General features: G+C 73.9%; 19 protein-coding genes. 7 read left to right on the top strand and 12 right to left on the bottom strand.

Going from position 1 to position 21,983, the window contains the following annotated elements:
- Positions 1 to 30 precede the first annotated feature (30 nt).
- Positions 31 to 657 carry a PadR family transcriptional regulator gene (locus ACFYON_RS06930; RefSeq protein ID WP_354870513.1) on the bottom strand — a complete coding sequence of 209 codons (627 nt, stop codon included), beginning with the start codon at positions 655 to 657 and terminating at the stop codon, positions 31 to 33.
- Between the two features lie 95 nt (positions 658 to 752).
- Here ACFYON_RS06930 and ACFYON_RS06925 point away from each other — a divergent pair, with 95 nt between their 5' ends.
- On the top strand, positions 753 to 3,569 hold the full coding sequence (locus ACFYON_RS06925; protein WP_354870510.1) for an ABC transporter permease: 2,817 nt from the start codon (positions 753 to 755) through the stop codon (positions 3,567 to 3,569).
- Positions 3,570 to 3,571: 2 nt separating this feature from the next.
- The gene (locus tag ACFYON_RS06920) at positions 3,572 to 4,318 is read left to right on the top strand and encodes an ABC transporter ATP-binding protein (protein ID WP_354870507.1); all 747 of its coding nucleotides are present in this window, start codon (positions 3,572 to 3,574) and stop codon (positions 4,316 to 4,318) included.
- A 19-nt stretch (positions 4,319 to 4,337) separates the two neighbouring features.
- Here ACFYON_RS06920 and glmM read toward each other — a convergent pair whose 3' ends face one another.
- From glmM to ACFYON_RS06885, 7 genes are all read right to left on the bottom strand, one after another.
- The gene (gene glmM / locus ACFYON_RS06915; RefSeq protein ID WP_354870505.1) at positions 4,338 to 5,693 is read right to left on the bottom strand and encodes a phosphoglucosamine mutase; all 1,356 of its coding nucleotides are present in this window, start codon (positions 5,691 to 5,693) and stop codon (positions 4,338 to 4,340) included.
- Positions 5,694 to 5,809: 116 nt separating this feature from the next.
- Entirely contained in the window at positions 5,810 to 6,274 is a 465-nt protein-coding gene (gene rpsI, locus ACFYON_RS06910; protein WP_102658823.1) for a 30S ribosomal protein S9, read from the bottom strand.
- A 20-nt stretch (positions 6,275 to 6,294) separates the two neighbouring features.
- On the bottom strand, positions 6,295 to 6,738 hold the full coding sequence (gene rplM, locus ACFYON_RS06905; RefSeq protein WP_354870501.1) for a 50S ribosomal protein L13: 444 nt from the start codon (positions 6,736 to 6,738) through the stop codon (positions 6,295 to 6,297).
- Positions 6,739 to 6,946: 208 nt separating this feature from the next.
- Entirely contained in the window at positions 6,947 to 8,314 is a 1,368-nt protein-coding gene (locus ACFYON_RS06900) for a nitrate/nitrite transporter (protein ID WP_354870498.1), read from the bottom strand.
- A 122-nt stretch (positions 8,315 to 8,436) separates the two neighbouring features.
- Positions 8,437 to 8,730, bottom strand: a complete 294-nt coding sequence (locus ACFYON_RS06895; protein ID WP_354870495.1) for a type II toxin-antitoxin system PemK/MazF family toxin — start codon at positions 8,728 to 8,730, stop codon at positions 8,437 to 8,439.
- Positions 8,720 to 8,977, bottom strand: coding sequence for a DUF6364 family protein (locus ACFYON_RS06890; protein ID WP_354870492.1), 258 nt, complete (start codon positions 8,975 to 8,977; stop codon positions 8,720 to 8,722). Before ACFYON_RS06890 ends, ACFYON_RS06895 begins: the two co-directional genes overlap by 11 nt.
- 73 nt (positions 8,978 to 9,050) lie before the next feature.
- Positions 9,051 to 9,746 carry a class I SAM-dependent methyltransferase gene (locus tag ACFYON_RS06885; RefSeq protein WP_354870489.1) on the bottom strand — a complete coding sequence of 232 codons (696 nt, stop codon included), beginning with the start codon at positions 9,744 to 9,746 and terminating at the stop codon, positions 9,051 to 9,053.
- Positions 9,747 to 9,892: 146 nt separating this feature from the next.
- On the opposite strand from ACFYON_RS06885, the gene ACFYON_RS06880 reads away from it, so the two are divergent.
- The 5 genes from ACFYON_RS06880 to ACFYON_RS06860 are packed head-to-tail and all read left to right on the top strand — an operon-like array spanning position 9,893 to position 17,427.
- Positions 9,893 to 12,004, top strand: a complete 2,112-nt coding sequence (locus tag ACFYON_RS06880) for a molybdopterin oxidoreductase family protein (RefSeq protein ID WP_355094734.1) — start codon at positions 9,893 to 9,895, stop codon at positions 12,002 to 12,004.
- Entirely contained in the window at positions 12,001 to 13,479 is a 1,479-nt protein-coding gene (locus tag ACFYON_RS06875) for an FAD-dependent oxidoreductase (RefSeq protein ID WP_355094732.1), read from the top strand. The genes ACFYON_RS06880 and ACFYON_RS06875 overlap by 4 nt, the downstream gene beginning before the upstream one ends.
- On the top strand, positions 13,476 to 15,995 hold the full coding sequence (nirB, locus tag ACFYON_RS06870; RefSeq protein ID WP_387320623.1) for a nitrite reductase large subunit NirB: 2,520 nt from the start codon (positions 13,476 to 13,478) through the stop codon (positions 15,993 to 15,995). Before ACFYON_RS06875 ends, nirB begins: the two co-directional genes overlap by 4 nt.
- Positions 15,992 to 16,339 carry a nitrite reductase small subunit NirD gene (nirD, locus tag ACFYON_RS06865; protein ID WP_354870478.1) on the top strand — a complete coding sequence of 116 codons (348 nt, stop codon included), beginning with the start codon at positions 15,992 to 15,994 and terminating at the stop codon, positions 16,337 to 16,339. The genes nirB and nirD overlap by 4 nt, the downstream gene beginning before the upstream one ends.
- Positions 16,339 to 17,427, top strand: a complete 1,089-nt coding sequence (locus ACFYON_RS06860) for a uroporphyrinogen-III synthase (protein WP_354870475.1) — start codon at positions 16,339 to 16,341, stop codon at positions 17,425 to 17,427. The genes nirD and ACFYON_RS06860 overlap by 1 nt, the downstream gene beginning before the upstream one ends.
- 11 nt (positions 17,428 to 17,438) lie before the next feature.
- Here ACFYON_RS06860 and ACFYON_RS06855 read toward each other — a convergent pair whose 3' ends face one another.
- From ACFYON_RS06855 to ACFYON_RS06840, 4 genes are all read right to left on the bottom strand, one after another.
- Positions 17,439 to 18,056, bottom strand: a complete 618-nt coding sequence (locus ACFYON_RS06855; protein WP_354870472.1) for an ATP/GTP-binding protein — start codon at positions 18,054 to 18,056, stop codon at positions 17,439 to 17,441.
- The gene (locus ACFYON_RS06850) at positions 18,037 to 18,399 is read right to left on the bottom strand and encodes a DUF742 domain-containing protein (RefSeq protein ID WP_030501578.1); all 363 of its coding nucleotides are present in this window, start codon (positions 18,397 to 18,399) and stop codon (positions 18,037 to 18,039) included. Before ACFYON_RS06850 ends, ACFYON_RS06855 begins: the two co-directional genes overlap by 20 nt.
- A gap of 62 nt (positions 18,400 to 18,461) precedes the next feature.
- On the bottom strand, positions 18,462 to 18,869 hold the full coding sequence (locus tag ACFYON_RS06845; protein WP_013288588.1) for a roadblock/LC7 domain-containing protein: 408 nt from the start codon (positions 18,867 to 18,869) through the stop codon (positions 18,462 to 18,464).
- Complete coding sequence (locus ACFYON_RS06840; RefSeq protein ID WP_354870468.1) at positions 18,866 to 21,892, bottom strand: nitrate- and nitrite sensing domain-containing protein; 3,027 nt, start codon at positions 21,890 to 21,892, stop codon at positions 18,866 to 18,868. Before ACFYON_RS06840 ends, ACFYON_RS06845 begins: the two co-directional genes overlap by 4 nt.
- Positions 21,893 to 21,983 lie beyond the last annotated feature (91 nt).

The raw sequence follows: 21,983 nt of genomic DNA, 5'->3' as shown, positions 1-21,983 counted from the left end.
CCGGGCCGGCGGGCGCGTCGAGCCGGTCGCTCAGCCCGCGGCCCGCGCGGCGCCGGGTTCCGGCCGGTCCGCGGCCGACCGCCCAGGCACGCCGTTCCCGCTGGACGCCGCCGCGGCGAGACCGGCGAGGGTGACGCCGTCGTCGGCGAGCAGCGCCGCCTCCGCGTCGTCCACGAAGGCCAGGTCGGCCTCGACGTGCCGGATGGCGGCCGAGAGCAGCAGCCGGACCACGGGGTCGTCGGCGTGCCGGCGCGATCCGTCGAGGTTGCGCAGCTCCCGCATGAGATGGCCGCGTTGGTTGGCCAGCACGAGCCGGACGGTCTCTGCCGCGCCGGAGCGGGCGGCGGAGGTCACCTTGAGGAAGAAGTCGTCCCGGAAACCGCCGCTGCGCGGGCTGGGCTCGGACAGCCAGCGGTCGAGTTCGGCCCGGCCGTCGAGGGTGATCTCGTAGACCACCCGGTCGGGCTTGACCGGCTGGGGCTGCCGCTCGGCCACCACCAGTCCGTCCCGGGAGAGACGGTCGAGGATCTGGTAGAGGTGCCCGATGTTGAGCGGCCCCCACTGCGGCCCGACCGCCGCCTCGAAGGCGCCCTTCAGCTCGTAGCCGTGGCTGGGGCCCCGGGCCAGCAGGGCCAGGACCGCGTGCTGGATAGCCACAGTCGTCTCCGATCCGGTTCGGACAGGCACCCGGGCGGGGCCTTGCATTGTCACAATGTATCGCGCACAGTGTGCTCAGCACACGGGGAGGCGCGATGGTCGGGTTCATCTGGGGTCAGCTTCGCGGCCGGGCCGGACGGTCGGTCGCGCTGCTGGCCGGCGTGCTGGTGGCCACCACCGGCTTCGTGGTCCTCACCGGCGCCACGACCACCTCCCGCCTCGCCGTCACCGGCGCGGTGGAACGCCAGACCCGCGCCGCCTACGACATCCTGGTGCGGCCCAAGGGCACCCGCACCCCGTTGGAGTCCGAACGCGGGCTCGTCCGGCCCAACTACCTGTCCGGCACCTACGGCGGAATCACCACCGCACAGTACGACCAGGTCAGGGCCATCGAGGGAGTCGACGTCGCGGCCCCGATCGCCATGCTCGGCTACTCCACCACCTCCATCGCGATGTCACTGGACGTGACCGCGACGGTGGATCCGTCCCTCGACCGGCAACTCATCCGGATCGACCGCGAGTTCCTCGCCGAACGCGGCCTCAGCCATGCCGCCGCCGAACCGACATACGTGTACGTCACCACCCGCCCGCTGGCCTACCCGGTCACCGGCGACCAGTACTACCCGGACGCGGTCCGGTACACCGACGGGCGGACGTACGACACCAACGACTGCGGGCTGCTGCCCCGCGAGGTGCTGCCCGGTGGGCGTACCGCACCCATCTGCGACCTGCGGGGCGAACTGCTGCACGACCTCAGCGACCGGCGGATCTGGCAGGTCGAGGCGTTCCGGATGCTGCCCGGCGGTCGTTTCGAACGGCCGGACGTGCGGTCGCCCGCCACCGCCGGCGAGGCGCTCGCGCCGCTGTCCCGCCTGACCGTGACCGTGCGCCTCACCGTGCCGTTCCTGCTCGCCGCCGTCGACCCGGCCGCCGAACAGGAGCTGGTGGGCCTGGACGACGCGGTGGTCGACGGCCGGCCGCTCACCGCCGCCGAGACCACCGTGGTGGCCAGGTTGGGCGGTGGGCTGTCCAGCCGGACCGTGCCGGTGCTCGCCACCAGCCGGCCGTTCCTCGACGGCGCGGTCCGGGCCACGTTCACCCGCACCCGGCTCGACGCGAGCATCGCCGGCGTCCCGCCACGGGAACTGGCACAACGGCTGCGCGGTCTGCCGTCCACCGCGGCCGGCGGCGCGGAACGCGACGCGGTGAGCGCGTACCGGTCGCAGCTCGCCGCCGGGCTCGGACCCGACGCCTGCTGCCACGGCCAGCTCCAGGTCGTCGTGCAGCCGGGGCAGGCGACGTACGACCGGATGCCCGACGGCAGCCTGCGGGTCCGCCCGGTCACCGCCGACCCCGCCGTGTACGGCAGCTCGCGGGACCTGGTCACCATGCCCCGCCCATGGCTCAGCGAGGACACCGGCCACCGCCCGTTGACCTCGTTGCGGCTCGGCACCGGCAGACAGGACGTCCGGCAGTGGAAGGCCGTCGGGCTGTTCGACCCGGAGAAGCTCACCGGCTTCAGCGACGTGGGCAGGGTGCCGCTGGAGACGTACGAGCCGCCGCGTGCCGAGGGTGCGGACGCGCGCAGCCGGGACGCGCTCGGCGGACGGCCGCTGGAGCCCAGCGGCAACCCGTCCGGTTACCTGTCCGCGCCCCCACTGCTGCTCACCAACCTGGCCAGCCTGCCCGGGCTGCTCGCGGCCGGCAACAGCCCGCAACGCGCCGCCCCGATCAGCGCGATCCGGGTCCGGGTGGACGACGTGGACGGCTACAGCGAGCGCGCCGCCGAGCGGGTCCGGCTGACCGCCGAGCGGATCGCCGTGGCCACCGGTCTCGACGTGGACATCACCCTCGGCTCCTCCCCCGCCCCGCAGACAGTCGACCTGCCCGCGGGCGACTTCGGCCGCCCCGGCCTGCGACTGGCCGAGAACTGGTCGGCGCTCGGTGTCGCGTCGGTCATCACCAGGGCGGTCGACCGCAAGAGCGCCGTGCTGTTCGCCCTGGTGCTGGTGGTCTGCGCCCTGTTCCTCGGCAACGCGGTCACCGCGGCGGTCCGGGACCGCCGTTCCGAGCTCGCCGTCCTCGCCTGTCTCGGCTGGTCGGCCCGGCGCATCGGAGCGCTCGTCCTCGGTGAGGTCGCCGTTCTGGGCCTGGTCGCCGGGCTCCTCGCCGTCGGTCTCGCGGCACCCCTCGGCCGCGCCCTCGGCATTGGCGTCGACTGGCGGCAGGCGCTGCTCGCCGTACCGGTGGCGTTGCTGCTGTCGCTGGCGGCGGGCCTGCCGCCGGCGCTGCGGGCCGCCCGCACCCACCCCGTCGCGGCCCTGCGGCCCCAGGTGGCCGGCGTCTTCCGAGCCCGGCGGGCCCGGACCGTCGCCGGGATGGCCCTGGTCAACCTGGCCCGCACCCCGGGGCGGACCCTGCTGGGCGCCGCCGCGCTGGCCATCGGCGTGGCCGCCCTCACCCTGGTCGCAGCGGTCACCTACGCCTTCCGCGGCGCGGTCGTCGGCAGCCTGCTCGGCGACACCGTGTCGCTGAGTGTGCGCGGCGCCGACACCCTCGCCGCGGCGGCCACCGTGCTGCTGGGTGCCGCCGCCGTCGCCGACGTCCTCTACCTGGACATCCGGGATCGCGCCGCCGAGTTGGCCACGCTGCGCGCCACCGGCTGGACCGACGGCGCCCTCGCCCGCCTCGTCGGCTGCCAGGCCCTGTTCCTCGGTGGGATCGGCGCGCTCACCGGGGCCGGTCTCGGGCTCGGCGGAGCGGCCTGGCTGGTGGGTGAGGTGCCCTCCGCCCTGGTCACCGTCGCGGCTGTGGTGGCCGGGGCCGGGGTGGCGGTCACCTGCCTCGCGGCGCTCGTTCCCGCCGCGCTGCTGCACCGCCTGCCCACCGCACGCCTACTGGCAGAGGAGTGACAATGGACCCGACCTCCGGAAGCACGGTGCGCACGGACCGGCTGGTCCGCGAGTTCCGCACCGGCACCGCGCGGCTCACCGCCGTCGACGAGGTCTCCCTGGAGATCGCCGGCGGCTCGGTGGTGGCGCTGACCGGGCCGAGCGGCTCGGGCAAGTCGACGCTTCTGCACCTGATCGGCGCGATCGAGCGGGCCGACCGGGGCAGCCTGACCGTCGACGACGTGGAGGTCACCGCGCTGCGCCGGGGCGCGCTGGCCCGCTACCGGCAGCGGGTCGGGTTCGTGTTCCAGCGGTACCACCTGCTGCCGGCGCTGACGGTGCTCGACAACGTGATCGCACCGGTGCTGCCGCTGCCGGGCCGGGCCGACCACGCCGCCCGCGCCCGGGAACTGCTCGCGGCCGTCGGCCTCCAGGGGCGGGAACGGGCCCTGCCGGCGCAACTCTCCGGCGGTCAGCAGCAGCGGGTCGCCATCGCCCGGGCGCTGATGGGCAGACCACGGCTGCTGCTTGCCGACGAACCCACCGGCAACCTGGACTCCGCCACCGGCGCGCAGATCCTGGACCTGCTCCTCGACCTGCGCGAGCGGCACGGCATGACGATCCTGCTGGCCACGCACGAGCGGGCCATCGCCGCCCGGTGCGACCGCCTGATCCGGCTCGGCGACGGCCGGCTCGTCGAGGACATCGACCTCACCGACGGCGAAGACCCGGCCGAGACGTTCGACCGGGCCTCCCGCCTGCGACTCTGAAGCGGCGCTCCGCGCCCGGTCAGGCGACCGGGCTGGCGGTGCGGACCTGCTCGGCGATGCGCTCGGCGACCTCGCGCGCGGTGTCCTCGGTGGCCGCCTCGACCATGACCCGCACCAGCGGCTCGGTACCGGAGGGGCGCAGCAGCACCCGGCCGGTCTCGCCCAGCTCCGCCTCGGCGCGCTCCACCTCGGCCCGGACCGCGGGTGCGGCGGCGCCGACGGTACGGTCGCCGACCGGCACGTTGATCAGCACCTGGGGCAGCTTGGTGATCACGGCGGCCAACTCGGCCAGCGAGGTGCCGGTGGCGGCCATCCGTGCCATCAGGTGCAGGCCGGTCAGCACGCCGTCGCCGGTGGTGGCGTAGGCGGGCAGCACGATGTGGCCGCTCTGCTCGCCGCCGAGCGCCAGGCCGGAGGCGCGCAGCTCCTCCAGCACGTACCGGTCGCCGACCTTCGTCTCGACCAGCCGGATGCCCTGCTCGGACATGGCCAGCCGGAGACCGAGGTTGCTCATCACGGTGGCCACAAGGGTGTCCTGGGTCAGCTCGCCGGCGTCCCGCATGGCCAGCGCGAGGATCGCCATGACCTGGTCACCGTCGACCTCGTCCCCGTCGGCGGTGACCGCGACGCAGCGGTCGGCGTCGCCGTCGTGGGCGATGCCGAGGTGGGCGCCGTGCTCGACCACCGCGGCGCGCAGCGCGTCGATGTGGTTGGAGCCGCACTCGTCGTTGATGTTGAGCCCGTCCGGCTCGGCGTGGATGGCGATCACCTCGGCGCCGGCCTCCCGGTAGGCGACCGGGGCGACGTCGGCCGCCGCGCCGTTGGCGCAGTCGACCACGACCTTGATCCCGTCGAGGCGGTGCGGCACGGTGCCGACCAGGTGCTGCACGTAGTGGTCGGCGCCGTCGAGCAGGTCGTTGACCCGGCCGACACCGGCGCCGATCGGGCGCTTCCAGGCGGTGGTGGCGTTCGCCTTCACCGCCGCCTCGATCCGCATCTCGATCTCGTCGGGCAGCTTGTGCCCGCCGGCGGCGAACAGCTTGATGCCGTTGTCCGGCATCGGGTTGTGCGAGGCGGAGAGCATCACGCCCAGGTCGGCCTTGATCTCGGCGGTGAGGAACGCCACCGCCGGGGTGGGCAGCACGCCGACCCGGACCACGTTGGCCCCGGCGCTGGTGAGCCCGGCGACCACCGCCGCCTCCAGCATCTCGCCGCTGGCGCGGGTGTCCCGGCCGACCACCGCGAGCGGCGGATGACTCTTGTCGGTCTCGGCCAGCGTGTGCGCCGCAGCCACCGCGACCGCCAGCGCCAACTCCGGGGTGAGATCCGCGTTCGCCCGCCCGCGTACGCCGTCCGTGCCGAACAACCGGCCCATACCCGCCAACCTCCGTGGAACTGCCGATGAGAGGAGAAACGCGGAACGGCCGGTCCGCCTCCCGGGAAGGGAAGGCGAACCGGCCGTCCGTCAGAAGTACAAGACGCTTGTGATGATCAGCGCTTCGAGTACTGGGGAGCCTTGCGGGCCTTCTTGAGGCCGTACTTCTTGCTCTCCTTGACCCGGGCGTCACGGGTCAGGAAGCCGGCCTTCTTCAGGGCCGGGCGGTCGTCGGGCTCGTTGACGATCAGCGCCCGGGCGATGGCGAGCCGCAGCGCGCCGGCCTGGCCGGTGGTGCCGCCGCCACGCAGGTTGGCGATCACGTCGAAGGCCTCGGGCTTCTCGGCGGTGACCAGCGGGTCCTTGATGAGCTGCTGGTGCACCTTGCTCGGGAAGTAGGCCTCGAGGTCGCGGCCGTTGCAGGTGATCTTGCCGGTGCCCGGCACGATCCGGACCCGGACGATGGCTTCCTTGCGCCGACCCACGGTCTGGATCGGGCGGTCACCACGGGGCGCGCGCGCGACGGGCGCCGGCGCCTCGGTGGCCTCGGGGGCGACCTCGGTGGCGGTGATGTCGGTCATGCTGCTTCCTTCGCCCGCGCTCACTGCGCGATCTGCTTGATCTCGAACGGCACCGGCTGCTGCGCGGTGTGCGGGTGCTCGGCACCGGCGTAGACCTTCAGCTTCTTGATCAGCTGACGGCCCAGCTTGTTGTGCGGGAGCATGCCCTTCACGGCCAGCTCGATGGCCCGCTCGGGCCGCTTGGTGAGCAGCTCGTCGTAGCCGACCCGCTTCAGACCACCCGGGTAACCGGAGTGGCGGTAAGCGACCTTGGTCTGACGCTTGTTGCCGGTCAGCGCGACCTTGCCCGCGTTCACGATGACGACGAAGTCGCCCGTGTCGACGTGCGGCGCGAAAGTCGGCTTGTGCTTGCCACGCAGGAGCGTGGCGGCGTGGGTCGCCAGGCGGCCCAGCACGACATCAGAGGCGTCGATGACGTGCCACTGACGCTCGATCTCACCCGGCTTCGGGCTGTACGTACGCACAGGTCTACCTTGTCTCGTCGTCGGTCTGGGGTCGCGCGCCGAGGTGACCGGGAGTTCCCGGCCGGACCAGCGCGCACGAACGACCAAGCGTACCTGAGCGGCACGCCTAAGAATGTCGTACAACAGCAGGCAACGATACCCGGCCGCCCGGTGGCAGGTCAAAACGGGGTCGAGCCGCGCGTGGCCTGCGGGTTCGTCATGGCGCAGGTCACACACCGACCAGCGTACGCGACCCGGGACGCAGGTAGACCACCCAGGTCACCACGAAGCAGAGCGCGTACCAGCCGATGAACGCCAGGTAGGCGGCGTCGGCCGTGCCGGAGGTCAGGAACGACTGCCGGAACGCCACGTTCACCAGCACCCCGCCGGAGGCGCCGACCGCCCCGGCGATGCCGATCACCGCGCCGGCCAGCCGCCGGGAACGCCGCTGCGCCGCCTCCGGGTCGCCGGTCAGCTCCCCCTCCGCGACGGCCCGGGCCCGGAAGATCGCCGGGATCATCTTGTACGTCGAGCCGTTGCCGATCCCGGAGAACACGAACAGCGCCAGGAACCCGGCCAGGTAGAGCGGAAACGACCGGTCCCGGGCGGCGTACAGCACCAGCCCGGCGCCGGCGGCCATCGCCACGAAGTTCCAGAACGTGACGCGGGCCCCGCCCAGCCGGTCGGCGAGCTGACCGCCCACCGGCCGGATCAGCGAGCCGATCAGCGGCCCGAGGAAGGTCAGCCAGGCCGCGTCCACCGGCGTCGGGAACCGGTCGTGGAACTGGAGCTGGAGCACCTGCCCGAAGGCGAAGCCGAAGCCGATGAACGAGCCGAACGTGCCCACGTAGAGCAGCGACATCACCCAGGTGTGCGGCTCGCGGGCGGCCGCGCGCAGCGCGCCCGGCTCGTTGCGCGCCCCCGGCACGTTGTCCAGCCAGCGGGCCGCTGCCAGCGCGGCCAGCACGATCAGCGGCAGATAGACAGCCGGCACGAACCGGGGGTACGCGGCGCCTACGGTCGCCAGCACCGCGAGCCCCACCAGTTGCACGGCCGGTACGCCCAGGTTGCCGCCACCGGCGTTGAGCCCCAGCGCCCGGCCCTTGAGCCGCTCCGGGAAGAACAGGTTGATGTTCGCCATCGAGGAGGCGAAGTTGCCGCCGCCGACGCCGGACAGGCAGGCGAGCACCATCAGCGTGGCGTACGACACCCCGGGCTCGATCAGCAGTGCCATCGGCACCGCCGGCACCAGCAGCAGCAGGGCGCTCACGATGGTCCAGTTCCGGCCGCCGAAGCGCGCCACGGCCAGCGTGTACGGCAGGCGCAGCACCGCCCCCAACGCGGCCGGCACGGCGGTGAGCAGGAACTTCCCGGCCGGGTCGATGCCGTACCCGGGGCCGAGGAACAGCACCATGACCGACCAGAGGCTCCACACCGAGAAGCCGACGTGCTCGGCGAAGATCGAGACGTACAGGTTGCGCCGGGCCACCCGGGCGCCACCGGCGGCCCAGAACGCCGGGTCCTCCGGCCGCCATTCGGTGAGCCGGCCGGCGTCGGCGGCCGGCGGCGTGGTGGGTGCGGAAACGAGCGTGCTCACGGGCGACTCCTCCTCGTCGGCGACGAGGCGACGCTAGGAGCCGGTGGTTTCCCCGGCGTGCCCCGCGCGCGTCGGCCCGGCAACGGAGACCGCACGTCCGCCGGGCGGCACCGGTGAGACGGTCACAACTCCTGGAGAATCCGCAGCGCCCGGCCGACCCGCTGCATGGTCTCGGTGTCGGCCACGTCCACGCACTCGGCGAACCACTTCTTCATCGGTGCGGAGATCCGGTCGGGCATCACCACGTACGCGCCCATCCGCACGGCGAGCGGCGAGTCGCGCAGCAGCGACTCCTCGACCACCTCGGCCACGATCACGATGGGCACCGCGGTGGCGTTGTAGACGTCTGAGCTGATCACCAGACCGAGTCGTTCCCGGGCGCCGGAGATGCGCCAGATCTCGCCTCTACGCAGCACGCGGACGTCCGCCGAACAGGGCGTCGTGGACGAGCGCGACCTCCTGGGCGTCGGCCAGGGAGGCGGCTTCCAGGTCCAGGCCGGCCCGGCCGACCGCGTCGGCGTGCGCGGTGAAGACCTCGCGCAGCGCCTTCTCCCGGGCGGCCTGGTCCATCCAGGCGGAGAGGGAGAGCCCTTCCCGCTTGGCGAACCGGCGTGCCTCCTCGATCGTCTCGTCGGAGAACGACAGCGTCACCTTGGCGGTCATGCCGAGAAGACTACCCAACGGTATGACCGCCAGTCATCCTCGTTCCCGCCGATCAGGGAATCGGGCAGGGCCTTCAGGGCCGCCGACCACCGAACACCGCGAAACGCCACTCCTTGAAGAAGCAGTCCACGTCCACCAGGCCCGCCTCGGCCAGCCAGCGGCACTGCTCGGCCACCGGGGCCGGGCGGTCGTGCCGCATCCGCTCCCGGGCACCGGCGATCTCCTCGGCGTCGGAGCCCATCTCGGTGATCCGCGCCGTCCACACCTCGTCGTAGCGGCGGTCCAGCGCCGGGGTCGGCCCGGCCACCTGCTCGGCGTTGACGAACACCCCGCCGGGGACCAGCACGTCGGCCGCCCGCCGGTACAGCGCCCGCTTGCCGGAGTCGTCGAGGTGGTGGATGGCCAGCGCGGACACCACCGCGTCGTACCGCCCCTCGGGCAGCGGGTCGGCCAGGTCGGCGTGGACCGTGCGATGGGGCACGCCGCGTTCTTCCAGGTGCCCGGCGGCCACCGCGAGCATGCCGGCGGCGCCGTCCACGAGCGTCAGGCGAACGCCGGGGACGGCCGCGGTCAGCAGGAGGGACAGCAGGCCGGTGCCCGCGCCCAGGTCGAGCACCTCGGGGGTACGCCCGGCGGCGAGCGCGGCACGCAGCGGCGGCGCGGCCACCTCGACGGCGGCGCCGTAGAAGGCGTCGAAGCAGGGCACCAGGCGGCGTCGGGCCTGGTCGTAGGTGCCGGCCACCGCGTCGAACGCGTCCGTCACACTCATGGCGTCTCCCAAAATATGAGATTATTGTCTCACATTCTAAACCCTGCGGCCGGTCTCGTCACCTGCGTGCGGTGTGAAGCGCTCGTGACAGGACCGAAACAGAGCAGACCCGGACCGGAAACCGCCCGACGGCACGCTTTTCCGACATGACAGACGGTGCACGCACGGCGACGCGAACGGGGCCACGTCCCGTCGAGGTCGCCACGCACTGCCCGTACTGCGCCTTGCAGTGCGGCATGTCGCTGCGCTCCACCGGCGACGGTGTCGAGGTCGGCGCCCGCGAGTTTCCCACCAACCGGGGCGGGCTGTGCCAGAAGGGCTGGACCGCCGCCGACCTGCTCGACCATCCGGACCGGCTCACCACCCCGCTGCTGCGCGACCGGCCCGGCGGCGAACTGCGCCTGGCGACCTGGGACGAGGCGCTCGACCGCGTGGTCGCCGGCCTTCGGGAGGTGCAGCACCGGCACGGGCCGGACGCGGTCGCCGTCTTCGGCGGCGGCGGCCTCACCAACGAGAAGGCGTACGCGCTCGGCCGCTTCGCCCGGGTGACGCTGCGGACCCGGCACATCGACTACAACGGGCGCTGGTGCATGTCGTCGGCCGCCGCGGCCGGCAACCGGGCGTTCGGGATCGACCGTGGACTGCCGTTCCCGCTCGCCGACCTCGGGCACGCGGACACGCTGCTGCTCGTCGGCGCGAACCCGGCCGAGACCATGCCGCCGCTGATGCGGCACGTCGCCGACCTGCGGGCACGCGGCGGCCGGGTGATCGTGGTCGACCCGCGCGTCACCGCCACGGCCCGGCAGGCCGACCTGCACCTGCAACCCCTGCCCGGCACCGACCTCGCGGTGGCGAACGCGCTGCTGCACATCGCGTTCACCGAGGGCTGGCTGGACCGGGCGTACGTGGCGGAGCGGACCACCGGCTTCGACGAGGTGCGACGGACGGTGGCCGGCTACTGGCCGGCGGAGGTGGAACGGCTCTCCGGCGTGCCGGTGGCCGACCTGTACGCGACCGCCCGCGCGCTGGCCACAGTGGACCACGCGGTCATCCTCACCGCCCGGGGCGCCGAGCAGCACGCCAAGGGCGTCGACACGGTGACCGCCTTCATCAACCTGGCGCTCGCCCTGGGCCTGCCCGGCCGCCCCGGCTCCGGCTACGGGTGCCTGACCGGGCAGGGCAACGGGCAGGGCGGCCGGGAACACGGGCAGAAGGCCGACCAGCTCCCCGGCTACCGGCGCATCGACGACCCGGCGGCCCGTGCGCACGTCGCCGGGGTGTGGGGCGTCGAACCGGACGCGCTGCCCGGGCCGGGGGTGCCGGCGTACCAGCTTCTCGACGCGCTCGGCACGCCGTCCGGCGCGCGGGCACTGCTTGTCTTCGGGTCCAACCCGGTCGTGTCCGCGCCCCGCGCCGCCCGGGTCGAGTCCCGGCTGCGCGCCCTGGACCTGCTGGTGGTGGCGGACTTCGTCCGCTCCGAGACGGCCGAGCTGGCCGACGTGGTGCTGCCGGTCGCCCAGTGGGCCGAGGAGGACGGGACGATGACCAACCTGGAGGGCCGGGTGCTGCGCCGCCGGGCGCTGCGCGAACCACCCGCCGGAGTCCGTACCGAGCTGGCGATCCTCGCCGCGCTCGCCGCACGGCTGACCGGCGGCGGGACGCCGCTGCCGGCCGACCCCCGCGAGGTCTTCGCGGAACTGGGCCGGGCCTCGGCCGGCGGGCCGGCCGACTACGCCGGAATCACCTGGGACCGGATCGACACCGACACCGGCGTCTTCTGGCCCTGTCCGGACCGGGACGGCCCGGACACTCCCCGGCTGTTCGCCGACCGCTTCCCCACCCCGGACGGGCGGGCCCGGTTCCATCCGGTGACCCACCGGCCGGCCGCCGAGCCGGTGTGCGCCGACTACCCGCTGCACTTCACCACCGGCCGGGTGCTGGCTCAATACCAGTCCGGCGCGCAGACCCGGCGGGTGGCCGCGTTGCGCCGCGCCGCGCCCGGCGGCTTCGTCGAGCTGCATCCCGACCTGGCGGCCCGGATCGGCGTGACCGAGGGGACACCGGTGCGGGTGGTCTCCCGCCGGGGTGAGCTGCGCGCGCCGGCAAGGCTCAGCACGGCGATCCGGCCGGACACCGTCTTCGCGCCGTTCCACTGGCCCGGCGCGCAACGCGCCAACTCGGTCACCAACGACGCCCTCGACCCGGTCTCCGGCATGCCCGAGTTCAAGATCTGCGCGGTCCGGGTGGAGCCGGCATGAACGAGCGCATCGTCGTCGCCGGCTACGGCATGGCCGGCGCCCGGCTCGCCGCCGAGCTGCACGCGCGCGGCGGGGACCGGCGGATCACCGTGCTCGGGGCGGAGCCGCACCGCGCGTACAACCGGATCATGCTCTCCACGCTGCTCGCCGGGCGCATCGGCGAGCCGGACGTGGAGCTGGTCGAAGCAGTCGGGCCGGGGATCGAGGTCCGCACCGGCGCGGCCGTCACCGCCGTCGACCGGGCCGCCCGCGAGGTGGTCACCGCCGACGGCGACCGGCACGGGTACGACCACCTGGTGCTCGCCACCGGCAGCCGGGCGGTGGTGCCGCCGCTGCCGGGCCTCGCGCCGCTGCCCGAGCGGGTCGTCCCGTTCCGCACGCTCGGCGACTGCCGACGGATCCTCGCCGCCGCCGAGGGCGCGCGCCGCGTCGTCGTGCTCGGCGGCGGGCTGCTGGGCCTGGAGGCGGCCCGCGGGCTGGCCGCCCGCGGTCTCGACGTGACTGTGGTCCACCCGGTCGGGCACCTGATGGAACGGCAGCTCGACCCGTCGGCCGGCGCGGTCCTCGCGGGCACGCTCGCCGGCCTGGGCGTCCGGTCCCGGCTCGGGGCGCCGGCGACCGCCGTGAGCGCCGACGCCGACGGCGTCCGCCTGCACCTGGGCGACACCGAACCGCTCGACGCCGACCTGCTGGTGCTCTGCTGCGGGGTACGTCCCGACACGGCGCTCGCCACGGCGGCCGGGCTCGCCGTCGACCGGGGTGTGGTGGTCGACGACAGGATGCGTACCAGCGACCGGCACGTCTCCGCGATCGGCGACTGCGCCCAGCACGACGGGGCGCTGACCGGGCTCGTCGCGCCGGCCTGGGCGCAGGCCCGGGTGGTGGCCGACGTGCTGACCGGCGCTGATCCGCTGGCCCGCTACCGGCCCCGGCCGGCGGTGACCCGGCTCAAGGCGGCCGGCATCGACCTGGCCGCGATGGGCGACATGGCCGGGTCCGGCGCCCCGGACGGGAGCGGCCCGGTCGAGGAGCTGACCTTCGCCGACCCGGCCCGGGGCACGTACGCCCGGCTGCGCATCCGGGACGAGCGGCTGACCGGCGCGATCCTGCTCGGCGACAACCCGGCGGTCGGCACCGTGGTGCAGCTCTTCGACAGAAGCGCGCCGGTGCCGGCGGACCGGCGCGCGCTGCTGCTCGGCCGGGCGTTCGGCGAGGCGCCGGCCGGACCGGCGGCGTCACCGGCGCTGATGCCGGACGCCGCGACCGTGTGCCGCTGCAACGACGTGAGCAAGGGCGCGCTGGTGGCGTGCTGGCGGGCGGGCGCCCGGACGGCGGCGGCGCTGTCCACGGCGACCCGGGCCGCCACCGGCTGCGGCAGTTGCCGGGACGCGGTGGCCGGCATCGCCGCCTGGCTCACCGAGGTCGACCCGCCCACGACCGACGAGGTACGCGAGACGGTGGAGGTGGCGTCATGAGGCAGCTGGTCGTGGTCGGGAACGGCATGGTCGGGCAACGCTTCGTCGAGGCGCTGCGGGCCCGGGACACCGACGGGCGGTGGCATGTCACGGTCCTGGCCGAGGAACGGCGTCCGGCGTACGACCGGGTGCGGCTCTCCGCCGTCTTCGACGGGATGGACGCCGACGAGCTGACGGTGCACACCCCCGACGCCGGGGTGGACCTGCGCCTGGGTGAGCCGGCCACCGGCGTCGACCGGGCGCGGCGGGTGGTGACCACGGCGGCCGGTGAACATCCGTACGACGCGCTGGTGCTGGCCACCGGCTCGTACGCCTTCGTGCCGCCGGTGGACGGCACGGACCTGCCGGGTGTCTTCGTCTACCGAACGCTGGACGACCTGGCCGCGATCCGGGAGCACGCCCGGGGCCGCCGCACCGGCGCGGTGATCGGCGGCGGGCTGCTCGGGCTGGAGGCGGCGAACGCGCTGCGGCTGCTCGGGCTCGCCACGAGCGTGGTCGAGTTCGCGCCCCGGCTGATGCCGGTGCAGGTGGACGAGGCGGGCGGGGCGATGCTCCGGCGGTACGTGGAGGAGCTGGGCGTGACGCCGTACCTCGGGGTGGCCACCACGGCCCTGCGTCCCGGAACGGACGGCACGGTGACCGCGCTCGACCTGGCCGACGGCCGCACGGTCGACGCGGAACTGGTGGTGGTGGCCGCCGGGATCCGGCCCCGCGACGAGCTGGCCCGCGCGGCCGGACTGCCACTCGGTCCACGCGGCGGCGTGCTGGTGGACTCGGCCTGCCGGACCGCCGACGAGCGGATCTGGGCGGTCGGCGAGTGCGCGGCCGTCGACGGGGTCTGCCACGGTCTGGTCGCGCCCGGGTACGCCACCGCCGAGGTGGTCGCCGACCGGCTGCTCGGCGGCGCGGCCACGTTCCCCGGCGCGGATACCGCGACGAAACTCAAGCTGCTCGGCGTGGACGTGGCCTCGTTCGGTGACGCGCACGGCGTCACCCCCGGCTGCCTCGACGTGACGTTCACCGACCCGGCCACCCGCTCGTACGCGAAGCTGGTCCTCTCCGACGACGCGCGGACGCTGCTCGGCGGCGTGCTGGTCGGGGACGCGAGCGCGTACCCGACGTTGCGGGCCAGTGTGGGCGGGCCGCTGCCCGGTCCCCCGCTGGCGTTGCTGGCGCCGGCCGGCGGCGCGGGCGCCGGTGCGGGCGCGTTGCCCGCCACCGCGCAGGTGTGCTCCTGCAACGCGGTGACCCGGGCCGACCTGGACGCGGCGATCGCCGGCGGGGCGACCGACGTGCCGGCGCTGAAGGCGTGCACCCGGGCCGGTACGAGCTGCGGCTCCTGCGTGCCGATGCTGAAGCAGTTGCTGGACGCCGCCGGGGTACGCCAGTCCACAGCGTTGTGCGAGCACTTCGACCACAGCCGGCAGGAGCTGTTCGACCTGATCCGGGTGCGGGGCATCGGCACGTTCTCCCGGCTCGTCGCCGAGCACGGGCGCGGGAGCGGGTGCGACATCTGCAAGCCGGTGGTGGCCTCGATCCTGGCGTCGCTCGGCACCGGGCACGTGCTCGACGGTGAGCAGGCGTCGCTCCAGGACACCAACGACCACTTCCTGGCCAACCTGCAACGCGACGGCAGCTACTCGGTGGTGCCCCGGATTCCCGGCGGGGAGATCACCCCGGAGAAGCTGATCGCGATCGGCAAGGTGGCGCGCGACTTCCGGCTGTACACGAAGATCACCGGCGGGCAGCGGATCGACCTGTTCGGCGCGCGCGTCGACCAGTTGCCGCAGATCTGGCGCCGGCTGGTCGACGCGGGCTTCGAGTCGGGCCACGCGTACGGCAAGGCGCTGCGCACCGTGAAGTCCTGCGTGGGCGACACCTGGTGCCGCTACGGCGTGCAGGACTCGGTCGGGCTGGCGGTCGCGCTGGAGCTGCGCTACCGAGGGCTGCGCGCGCCGCACAAGCTCAAGTCGGCGGTCTCCGGCTGCGCCCGGGAGTGCGCCGAGGCCCGGAGCAAGGACTTCGGGATCATCGCCACCGAGACCGGCTGGAACCTGTACGTCGGCGGCAACGGCGGTTTCCGGCCCCGGCACGCCGACCTGTTCGCCACCGACCTGGGCACGGCGGAGCTGGTCACACTGATCGACCGGTTCGTCATGTACTACATCCGCACCGCCGACCGGTTGCAACGCACCGCCGCCTGGATCGAGGCCATGGACGGCGGTCTGGACCACCTCCGGTCGGTGCTCGTGGACGACTCGCTCGGGCTCTGCGCCGACCTCGACGCGGCGATGGCCCGGCACGTCGCGAGCTACTCCGACGAGTGGCGCGACGTGCTGGACGACCCGGACCGGCTGCGCCGCTTCACCTCCTTCGTCAACGCGCCCGACGTGCCCGACCCGTCCATCACGTTCACCCAGGAGCGGGGCCAGCCGGTGCCGGCCCGGGGCGCGCCCCCGGACGACGGACACCGCCGCCAGCCCGTCGTGCTGGGCCTGCCGGAGGTACGCCGATGAGCCCCGTCGTCACGCTGACCTGGACCCCCGTCTGCCCGCTGGACCGGCTCGACCCCGACCGGGGCGTGGCGGCGCTCGTCGACGGCGTACAGGTGGCCGTCTTCCGCACCGCGAGCGGGCTGTACGCGGTGGACAACCTCGACCCGGTCGGCGGCGCGTACGTCATGTCCCGAGGGCTGGTCGGCAGCCGGGGCGGGGTACCCACGCTCGCCTCACCGCTGCACAAGCAGGTCTACGACCTCACCACGGGGCGGTGCCTGGACCTTCCGGGCGTGACGCTGCGCCGGCATCCGGTGCGCTGCCGGGACGGCCTGGTCGAGGTGCGGTTACGGCAGGAGGAATGATGCGGGACGAGCTGGCCGGCTTCACCATCGGGGTCACCGCCGACCGGCGGCGCGACGAACTTGCCGCGCTGTTCCAGCGGCGTGGGGCGCGGGTGGTGCTCGCCCCGGCACTGCGGATCGTCCCGCTGGCCGACGACAGCGACCTGCGTGAGGCCACCCGGGCCTGCCTGGAACACCCACCGGACGTGCTGATGGCGAACACCGGCATCGGCATGCGTGGCTGGCTGGAGGCGGCCGAGGGCTGGGGGCTGGCCGAGCCGCTGCGCACCACGCTCGCCAACGCGTACGTGGTGTCCCGGGGCCCGAAGGCGACCGGGGCCATCCGCGCCGCCGGGCTGCGTGAGCACTGGTCCCCGGAGTCGGAGAGCTGCGACGAGGTGATCGAGCATCTGGTCCGGCGCGGGGTGGCCGGCCAGGTCGTGGCGATGCAACTGCACGGCGAGCGGCAGCCCGAGTGCACCGACGCGCTGGTGGCGGCCGGCGCCACGGTGATCGAGGTGCCGGTCTACCGGTGGGCGCCGCCGGCCGACCCGGCGCCGCTGCACCGGCTCATCGACCTGGTGGCCGGGCGGCTCGTCGACGCGGTCACGTTCACCTCGGCCCCGGCGGCCGAGGCGCTGCTGCGGGCGGCCGGGGACCGTACCGAGACGGTGCTGGAGGCGCTGCGCGGCGACGTGCTGGCCGGGTGCGTCGGCACCGTCACCGCCGAGCCGCTGGTACGGCGCGGGGTGCCGGTGAGCGCGCCGAGCCGGGCCCGGCTGGGCGCGCTGGTCCGCACCATCGTCGAGGAGCTGCCCCGGCGCACCGTCTCGGTGAAGGCGGCCGGGCACGTGCTGACGCTGCGCGGGCACGCCGCGGTGGTGGACGGGGAACTGCGCCAGTTGGCGCCGGCCCCGATGGCGGTGCTGCGGGCGCTCGCCGCCTCGCCCGGGAAGGTGCTCTCCCGCACCGCGCTGCTGCGTACGCTGCCGCGCGGCGCCGACGAGCACGCGGTGGAGATGGCGGTCGCCCGCCTGCGGGCCGGCCTGAGGGCGCCGCGCGTGGTGCAGACGGTGGTCAAGCGGGGATACCGCCTGCGGGTCGACTGACCCGCAGGCGGTCAGCCCACCGAGGCCGGGTAGCCGTGCTCGGCCTGGAGGCGGAGCATGGCGTGCTCGACCACCGTCACCAGCACCTGCTTGACCGAGTCGCGCCGCCGGGCGTCGCACAGCACCATCGGCACGTCCGGGGAGATGGCGAGCGCCTCCCGGATCTCCTCCAGCTCGTAGTGCGGCGCGTCTTCGAAGCGGTTCAACGCCACGACGTACGGCAGCTTGCGGTTCTCGAAGTAGTCCAGCGGCGCGAACGCGTCGGTGATCCGGCGGGTGTCCACGAGCACCGCCGCACCCACCGCGCCCCTGATGATCTCGTCCCACATGAACCAGAAGCGGGTCTGGCCGGGCGTGCCGAACAGATAGAGGATCAGGTCCTCGGCCATGGTGATACGGCCGAAGTCCATGGCGACCGTGGTGGTCTCCTTGCCCGGCACCTTCGACGCGTCGTCGATGCCCACGCCGGCCGCGGTCATCAGCGCCTCGGTGGTCAGCGGCTGAATCTCGGAGATCGCCCCGACGAGCGTTGTCTTGCCCACGCCGAAGCCACCCGCGATCACGATCTTCGCGGAGATGATCTCCCGGCCGCGGTTCACCCCGTCGGGGTCATAGTTCGCGAAGTCCACTTAGCACCCTTCCAAGCAGGTTCATCCGCGCCGCGAAACCCGTCGCGGGAGCGGCAGTGTGTAGCGTCAGCAGGCCCTCGGCCACCATGTCGGCGACCAGCACCCGGGTGACGCCCAGCGGCATCCGGGTGTAAGCGGCGATTTCCGCAAGCGATTGCGCCCGGCCCTCACAGACCGAGGAGATGCGGTACTTGTCGTGGCCGGCGAAGCGCGCCTCGGCCGACTGCGTAGGCGTGCTCGACAGCACTGCTTCGAGCGCGATGTTCTGCAACGGCTCGGTGCGACCCCGGGTGACCGCGTACGGCCTTACCAGCGCGCCACGTGGATCACGTCGCGGTTCCAACTCGCGATCACCTCCCCTCGTTCGGAGCCGCATCGGCTCCAGTCGTCAGCACCCCGGCCCGATCAGGACCGGACCGCGTCCCTCGGCAGCGGGACCAATGCCTGGCCGACCCGCTCCACCAGCAGCGCCATCTCGTAACCCACCTGGCCGACGTCGCAGCTACGCGCCGCGAGCACGGCCATCGACGAGCCGTCGCTGATGGACATCAGGAACAGGTAGCCGCTGTCCATCTCGATCACGGTCTGCAGCACACCGCCGGCGCTGAACATCCGCGCCGCACCCTCGGTCAGGCTCACCACGCCGGAGGTGATCGCGGCGAGCTGGTCGGCCCGGTCGCCGGGCAGGTCCCGCGAGGAGGCGAGCAGAAGTCCGTCCGCGGACACCGCCACCACGTGCGCGATGCCCGCGACGCTGTCGGCGAAGTTGGTGAGGAGCCACCCCATGTCCTGCATGGCCGCCGGCCTGTTCATCGGTTCGTCTCCTTGTTCGAGGTGCTGTTCGGGTCGGCGCCGGCCGTACGGCCCCGCTGGACGCCACGGTGGTAGGCGGAGAGCAGGCCGCGTACCTCGTCCGGCGTGCGCCGGCTGCGGTCCCGGCCACCCTTCGGCTCTATGCCGCCGGGCACGAGCTGGGCCTGCGGCACCCGCTTGGGCAGGCCGGAGCGGGTGGTGCCACCGGTGGTGGGATCCGCGGCACGGCTGGCCCGCGACCAGCCCTCGTCGGCCGCCGTACGCCAGGCCTCCGGGTCGATCGACGGCGCGGGCGCGGGCTCGGCGGCGGGCGGCGCCGGGGGCGGCGTCGCGGCCGCCGGAGGCGTGGACGGGACCTCCGGCGGGCTGTACGCCAGCGGCGTGGTCAGCCCCGACGCTTGGGCGCCCGGGGTACGGGTGGGCAGCTTCGGACGTGCCGACGCCGCGGGGGGCGCCACGGCCGGCTGTGCCGGCGCGGGCGGCTCGTCGAACGTGGGACGGTTGAAGATGGTGGTCTCGTCCTCTCCGTGCGAACGGAACCAGACCGCCTCCATCTCCCGGAATATCGGCGCCTCGGCCCGCTGCTCGGGCCGGGCCACCACGGGCGTCGCAGGGGTGCTCTCCAACGCCGGCGCCGCGGCGAGTGGCTGGTAGGCCGGAGGTGCGGCCTGGGTCGCGGATTGCGCCGCCTCGACACCCGGCGTCCGCTTGGGCAGGGGGGCGAGCGCGGGGTACGCCACGGTCGGGCCGGCCGACCAGCCCGCCCCGGAGACCGGAGCCGGCGCGGCGGTGGCGGGCGCCGCCACCGTGGGCAGCGCGCCGGTCGCTCCACCCAGGTGTACGGCGGGCGTGGTGTCACGCGTCTCGGCGGGCGTCTGCCACCTGGACGGCGGGGCGGTGGGCGCCCCGCGCCACTGGTCGGCGAGCGTCGCGGTGGCCGCACCCCGCCCCGCACCGGCCAGCGCGTCGGCAGCGCCGACCTGGCTGAGCGGTGACTGCTCGACCGCGAGCGGCTGACGCGGCCGGGTCAGCGGGGCCTGGCCCCGGTTGGCCGGCAGCACCACAGTCGAGTTCGGCAGCGTGACCTGGGCGACGGTGCCGCCCTCGACGTTGCGGCGCAGTTCGACGCGGATCCCGTAGCGGGAGGCGAGCCGGCTCACCACGGCCAGACCCATCAGCCGGAACGCGGCCACGTCCACGGTCGGCGGCGCGGCCAGGCGCCGGTTGAGCGAGTCGAGCTGGTCGTCGCTGAGCCCCAGACCGCGGTCCTCGATCTGGATCAGCACGTAGTCGCGGATCCGGCGTCCGTCGGCCACCACCGAGGTGTTCGGCGGCGAGAACCGGGTGGCGTTGTCGAGCAGCTCGGCGACCAGCCGGACGACGTCGTTGACGGCGTGCGCGGCGACCGAGATGTCGGTGTCGACGGTGCCGAACTCGATCCGGTTGTAGAGCTCCACCTCGGACTGGGCGGCGCGCAGCACGTCGACCAGGAGCGCGTCGTCGCGACGCGGCACGGCCGAGTCGGCACCGGCCAGCACCAGCAGGTTCTCGTCGTTGCGGCGCATCCGGGTGGCCAGGTGGTCCAGCTCGAAGAGCTGCGCCAGCCGCTTCGGGTCCTCCTCGGAGCGCTCGATCGCGTCCAGTTCGCCGATCATGCGGTCGACCAGGCTCTGCGAACGGCGGGCGAGGTTGAGGAACATCGCCGAGACGCTGGTCCGCAGCGCGGCCTGCTCGGCCGCGATCCGGACCGCCTCGCGGTGGACCACGTTGAAGGCCACCGCCACCTGGCCGACCTCGTCGCGGTTGCTCAGCTTGATCGGGTCCCGTACCTGCTGGACGATCTCGTCCACGCCGCCGTCGCCGATGGCGTTGACGTTCTGCAGCCGGCTCACCGCGTCCGGCAGGTCGTGGTTGGCCACGGCGAGCGCGCCTTCACGCAGCCGGCGCAGCGAGTCGTTGAGCGAGCGGGCGAGCACCACGGCGAGCGTCACCGCGATGGCGAGCGTGAGCAGCACGAGCAGGCTCTCCACGATCGCCTGCCGGATCACGTCGGCGCGTACCTCGTCGGCGTCGGCCAGCATCTCGTCCAGGAGCTGGATCTCGGCCCACCGCATCAGGTCGTCGACCGCGCCGATGGCGGCGGACGCCTCGTCGCGGGTGACGAGGGAGGAACGCTCGACGGAGCGGGAGATGTCGCCGGCGACCCGGTCGGCGAGCTGGACGGCGTCACCGGAGACGGTGCGGTCCACCAGGGCCCGCTGGCCCGGCGTCGCGGTCCGGGAGAAGGTCAGCAGCGCCTCCTGCTGGCCGGTGAGCGTGGCCACGAAGGAGGAGAACTGCTCGCCGTCGATCCGGCCGCCGCCGAGGGCGGTGAAGGCCACCGCCTGCTCCTCGGCCACCGCGGCCTTGGCGTGGGCGAACGCGGCCACCGCGCGGCGGGCGTCGGCCAGGCTCTCCGCGCCCGGCTGCTGGGCCAGCGCGTCGCTGTACGCGACCAGGTCGCCCAGGACGATGCCGTAGCGCAGGCTCGCCTCGGCCACCGGCATCTGGAGCCGGTCCAGCACCTCCTGCCGGGTGCCGTTCAACATGGACAGGTGGGCGTCGATCACCTTGAGCTGGTTGCTGATCGCCGCCGGCAGGTCGCCGAGACCGGCCCGCCCCTTCTGGTACGCGTCGATGCGCTCGTCGGTCTGACGCACGCGCAGGTTGTACGCGTCCGGCTTCTGATTCGGGTCGGCCAGGAAGACCGCCGCCGCCATCCGCTCCTTGTGCAGGTCCTGGGTGAGCGCCGAGATGTCGACAGACACCGCGCTCAGCGACCGGATCCGGTCCGCCTCGTACGCGCCCTGGCCCACCGAGATGAGTCGGATAGTTGCCAGTGCGATGACAGCTGCCACCGGGACGACCAGGATGAGGGCGAGTTTGGATCGGATCCGCGCGTCGCGCAGCCTGGGCAGGCGCCGTCGGCGGTTCCGCTGTTCGGCGTTTGGGCTCCCGGGCAGGGTCGTAGGTCCGGTGCTCACGACATCGCCTCCGTCGTTTCTTCCACGCGCGACCCACTGACCCGTGCCTGGTGCAGCGGCCAGCGCCGCACGCGGCACGGCCGCGATTTCA

Source organism: Micromonospora sp. NPDC005686, assembly GCF_042871665.1.
GTDB lineage: Bacteria > Actinomycetota > Actinomycetes > Mycobacteriales > Micromonosporaceae > Micromonospora.
The sequence above is the reverse complement of the archived record's forward strand: the minus strand, read 5'-3'. Positions and strand labels throughout refer to the sequence as shown.

Bases quoted from the DNA above. Each gene is read 5' to 3' on its own strand.
- nirB (WP_387320623.1), top strand. From the start codon at position 13,476: ATGAGGCAGCTGGTCGTGGTCGGGAACGGCATGGTCGGGCAACGCTTC.
- ACFYON_RS06890 (WP_354870492.1), bottom strand. From the start codon at position 8,977: ATGACCGCCAAGGTGACGCTGTCGTTCTCCGACGAGACGATCGAGGAG.
- ACFYON_RS06880 (WP_355094734.1), top strand. From the start codon at position 9,893: ATGACAGACGGTGCACGCACGGCGACGCGAACGGGGCCACGTCCCGTC.
- rpsI (WP_102658823.1), bottom strand. From the start codon at position 6,274: ATGACCGACATCACCGCCACCGAGGTCGCCCCCGAGGCCACCGAGGCG.
- ACFYON_RS06925 (WP_354870510.1), top strand. From the start codon at position 753: ATGGTCGGGTTCATCTGGGGTCAGCTTCGCGGCCGGGCCGGACGGTCG.
- ACFYON_RS06860 (WP_354870475.1), top strand. From the start codon at position 16,339: ATGCGGGACGAGCTGGCCGGCTTCACCATCGGGGTCACCGCCGACCGG.
- ACFYON_RS06885 (WP_354870489.1), bottom strand. From the start codon at position 9,746: ATGAGTGTGACGGACGCGTTCGACGCGGTGGCCGGCACCTACGACCAG.
- ACFYON_RS06920 (WP_354870507.1), top strand. From the start codon at position 3,572: ATGGACCCGACCTCCGGAAGCACGGTGCGCACGGACCGGCTGGTCCGC.
- ACFYON_RS06845 (WP_013288588.1), bottom strand. From the start codon at position 18,869: ATGAACAGGCCGGCGGCCATGCAGGACATGGGGTGGCTCCTCACCAAC.
- glmM (WP_354870505.1), bottom strand. From the start codon at position 5,693: ATGGGCCGGTTGTTCGGCACGGACGGCGTACGCGGGCGGGCGAACGCG.
- nirD (WP_354870478.1), top strand. From the start codon at position 15,992: ATGAGCCCCGTCGTCACGCTGACCTGGACCCCCGTCTGCCCGCTGGAC.
- ACFYON_RS06875 (WP_355094732.1), top strand. From the start codon at position 12,001: ATGAACGAGCGCATCGTCGTCGCCGGCTACGGCATGGCCGGCGCCCGG.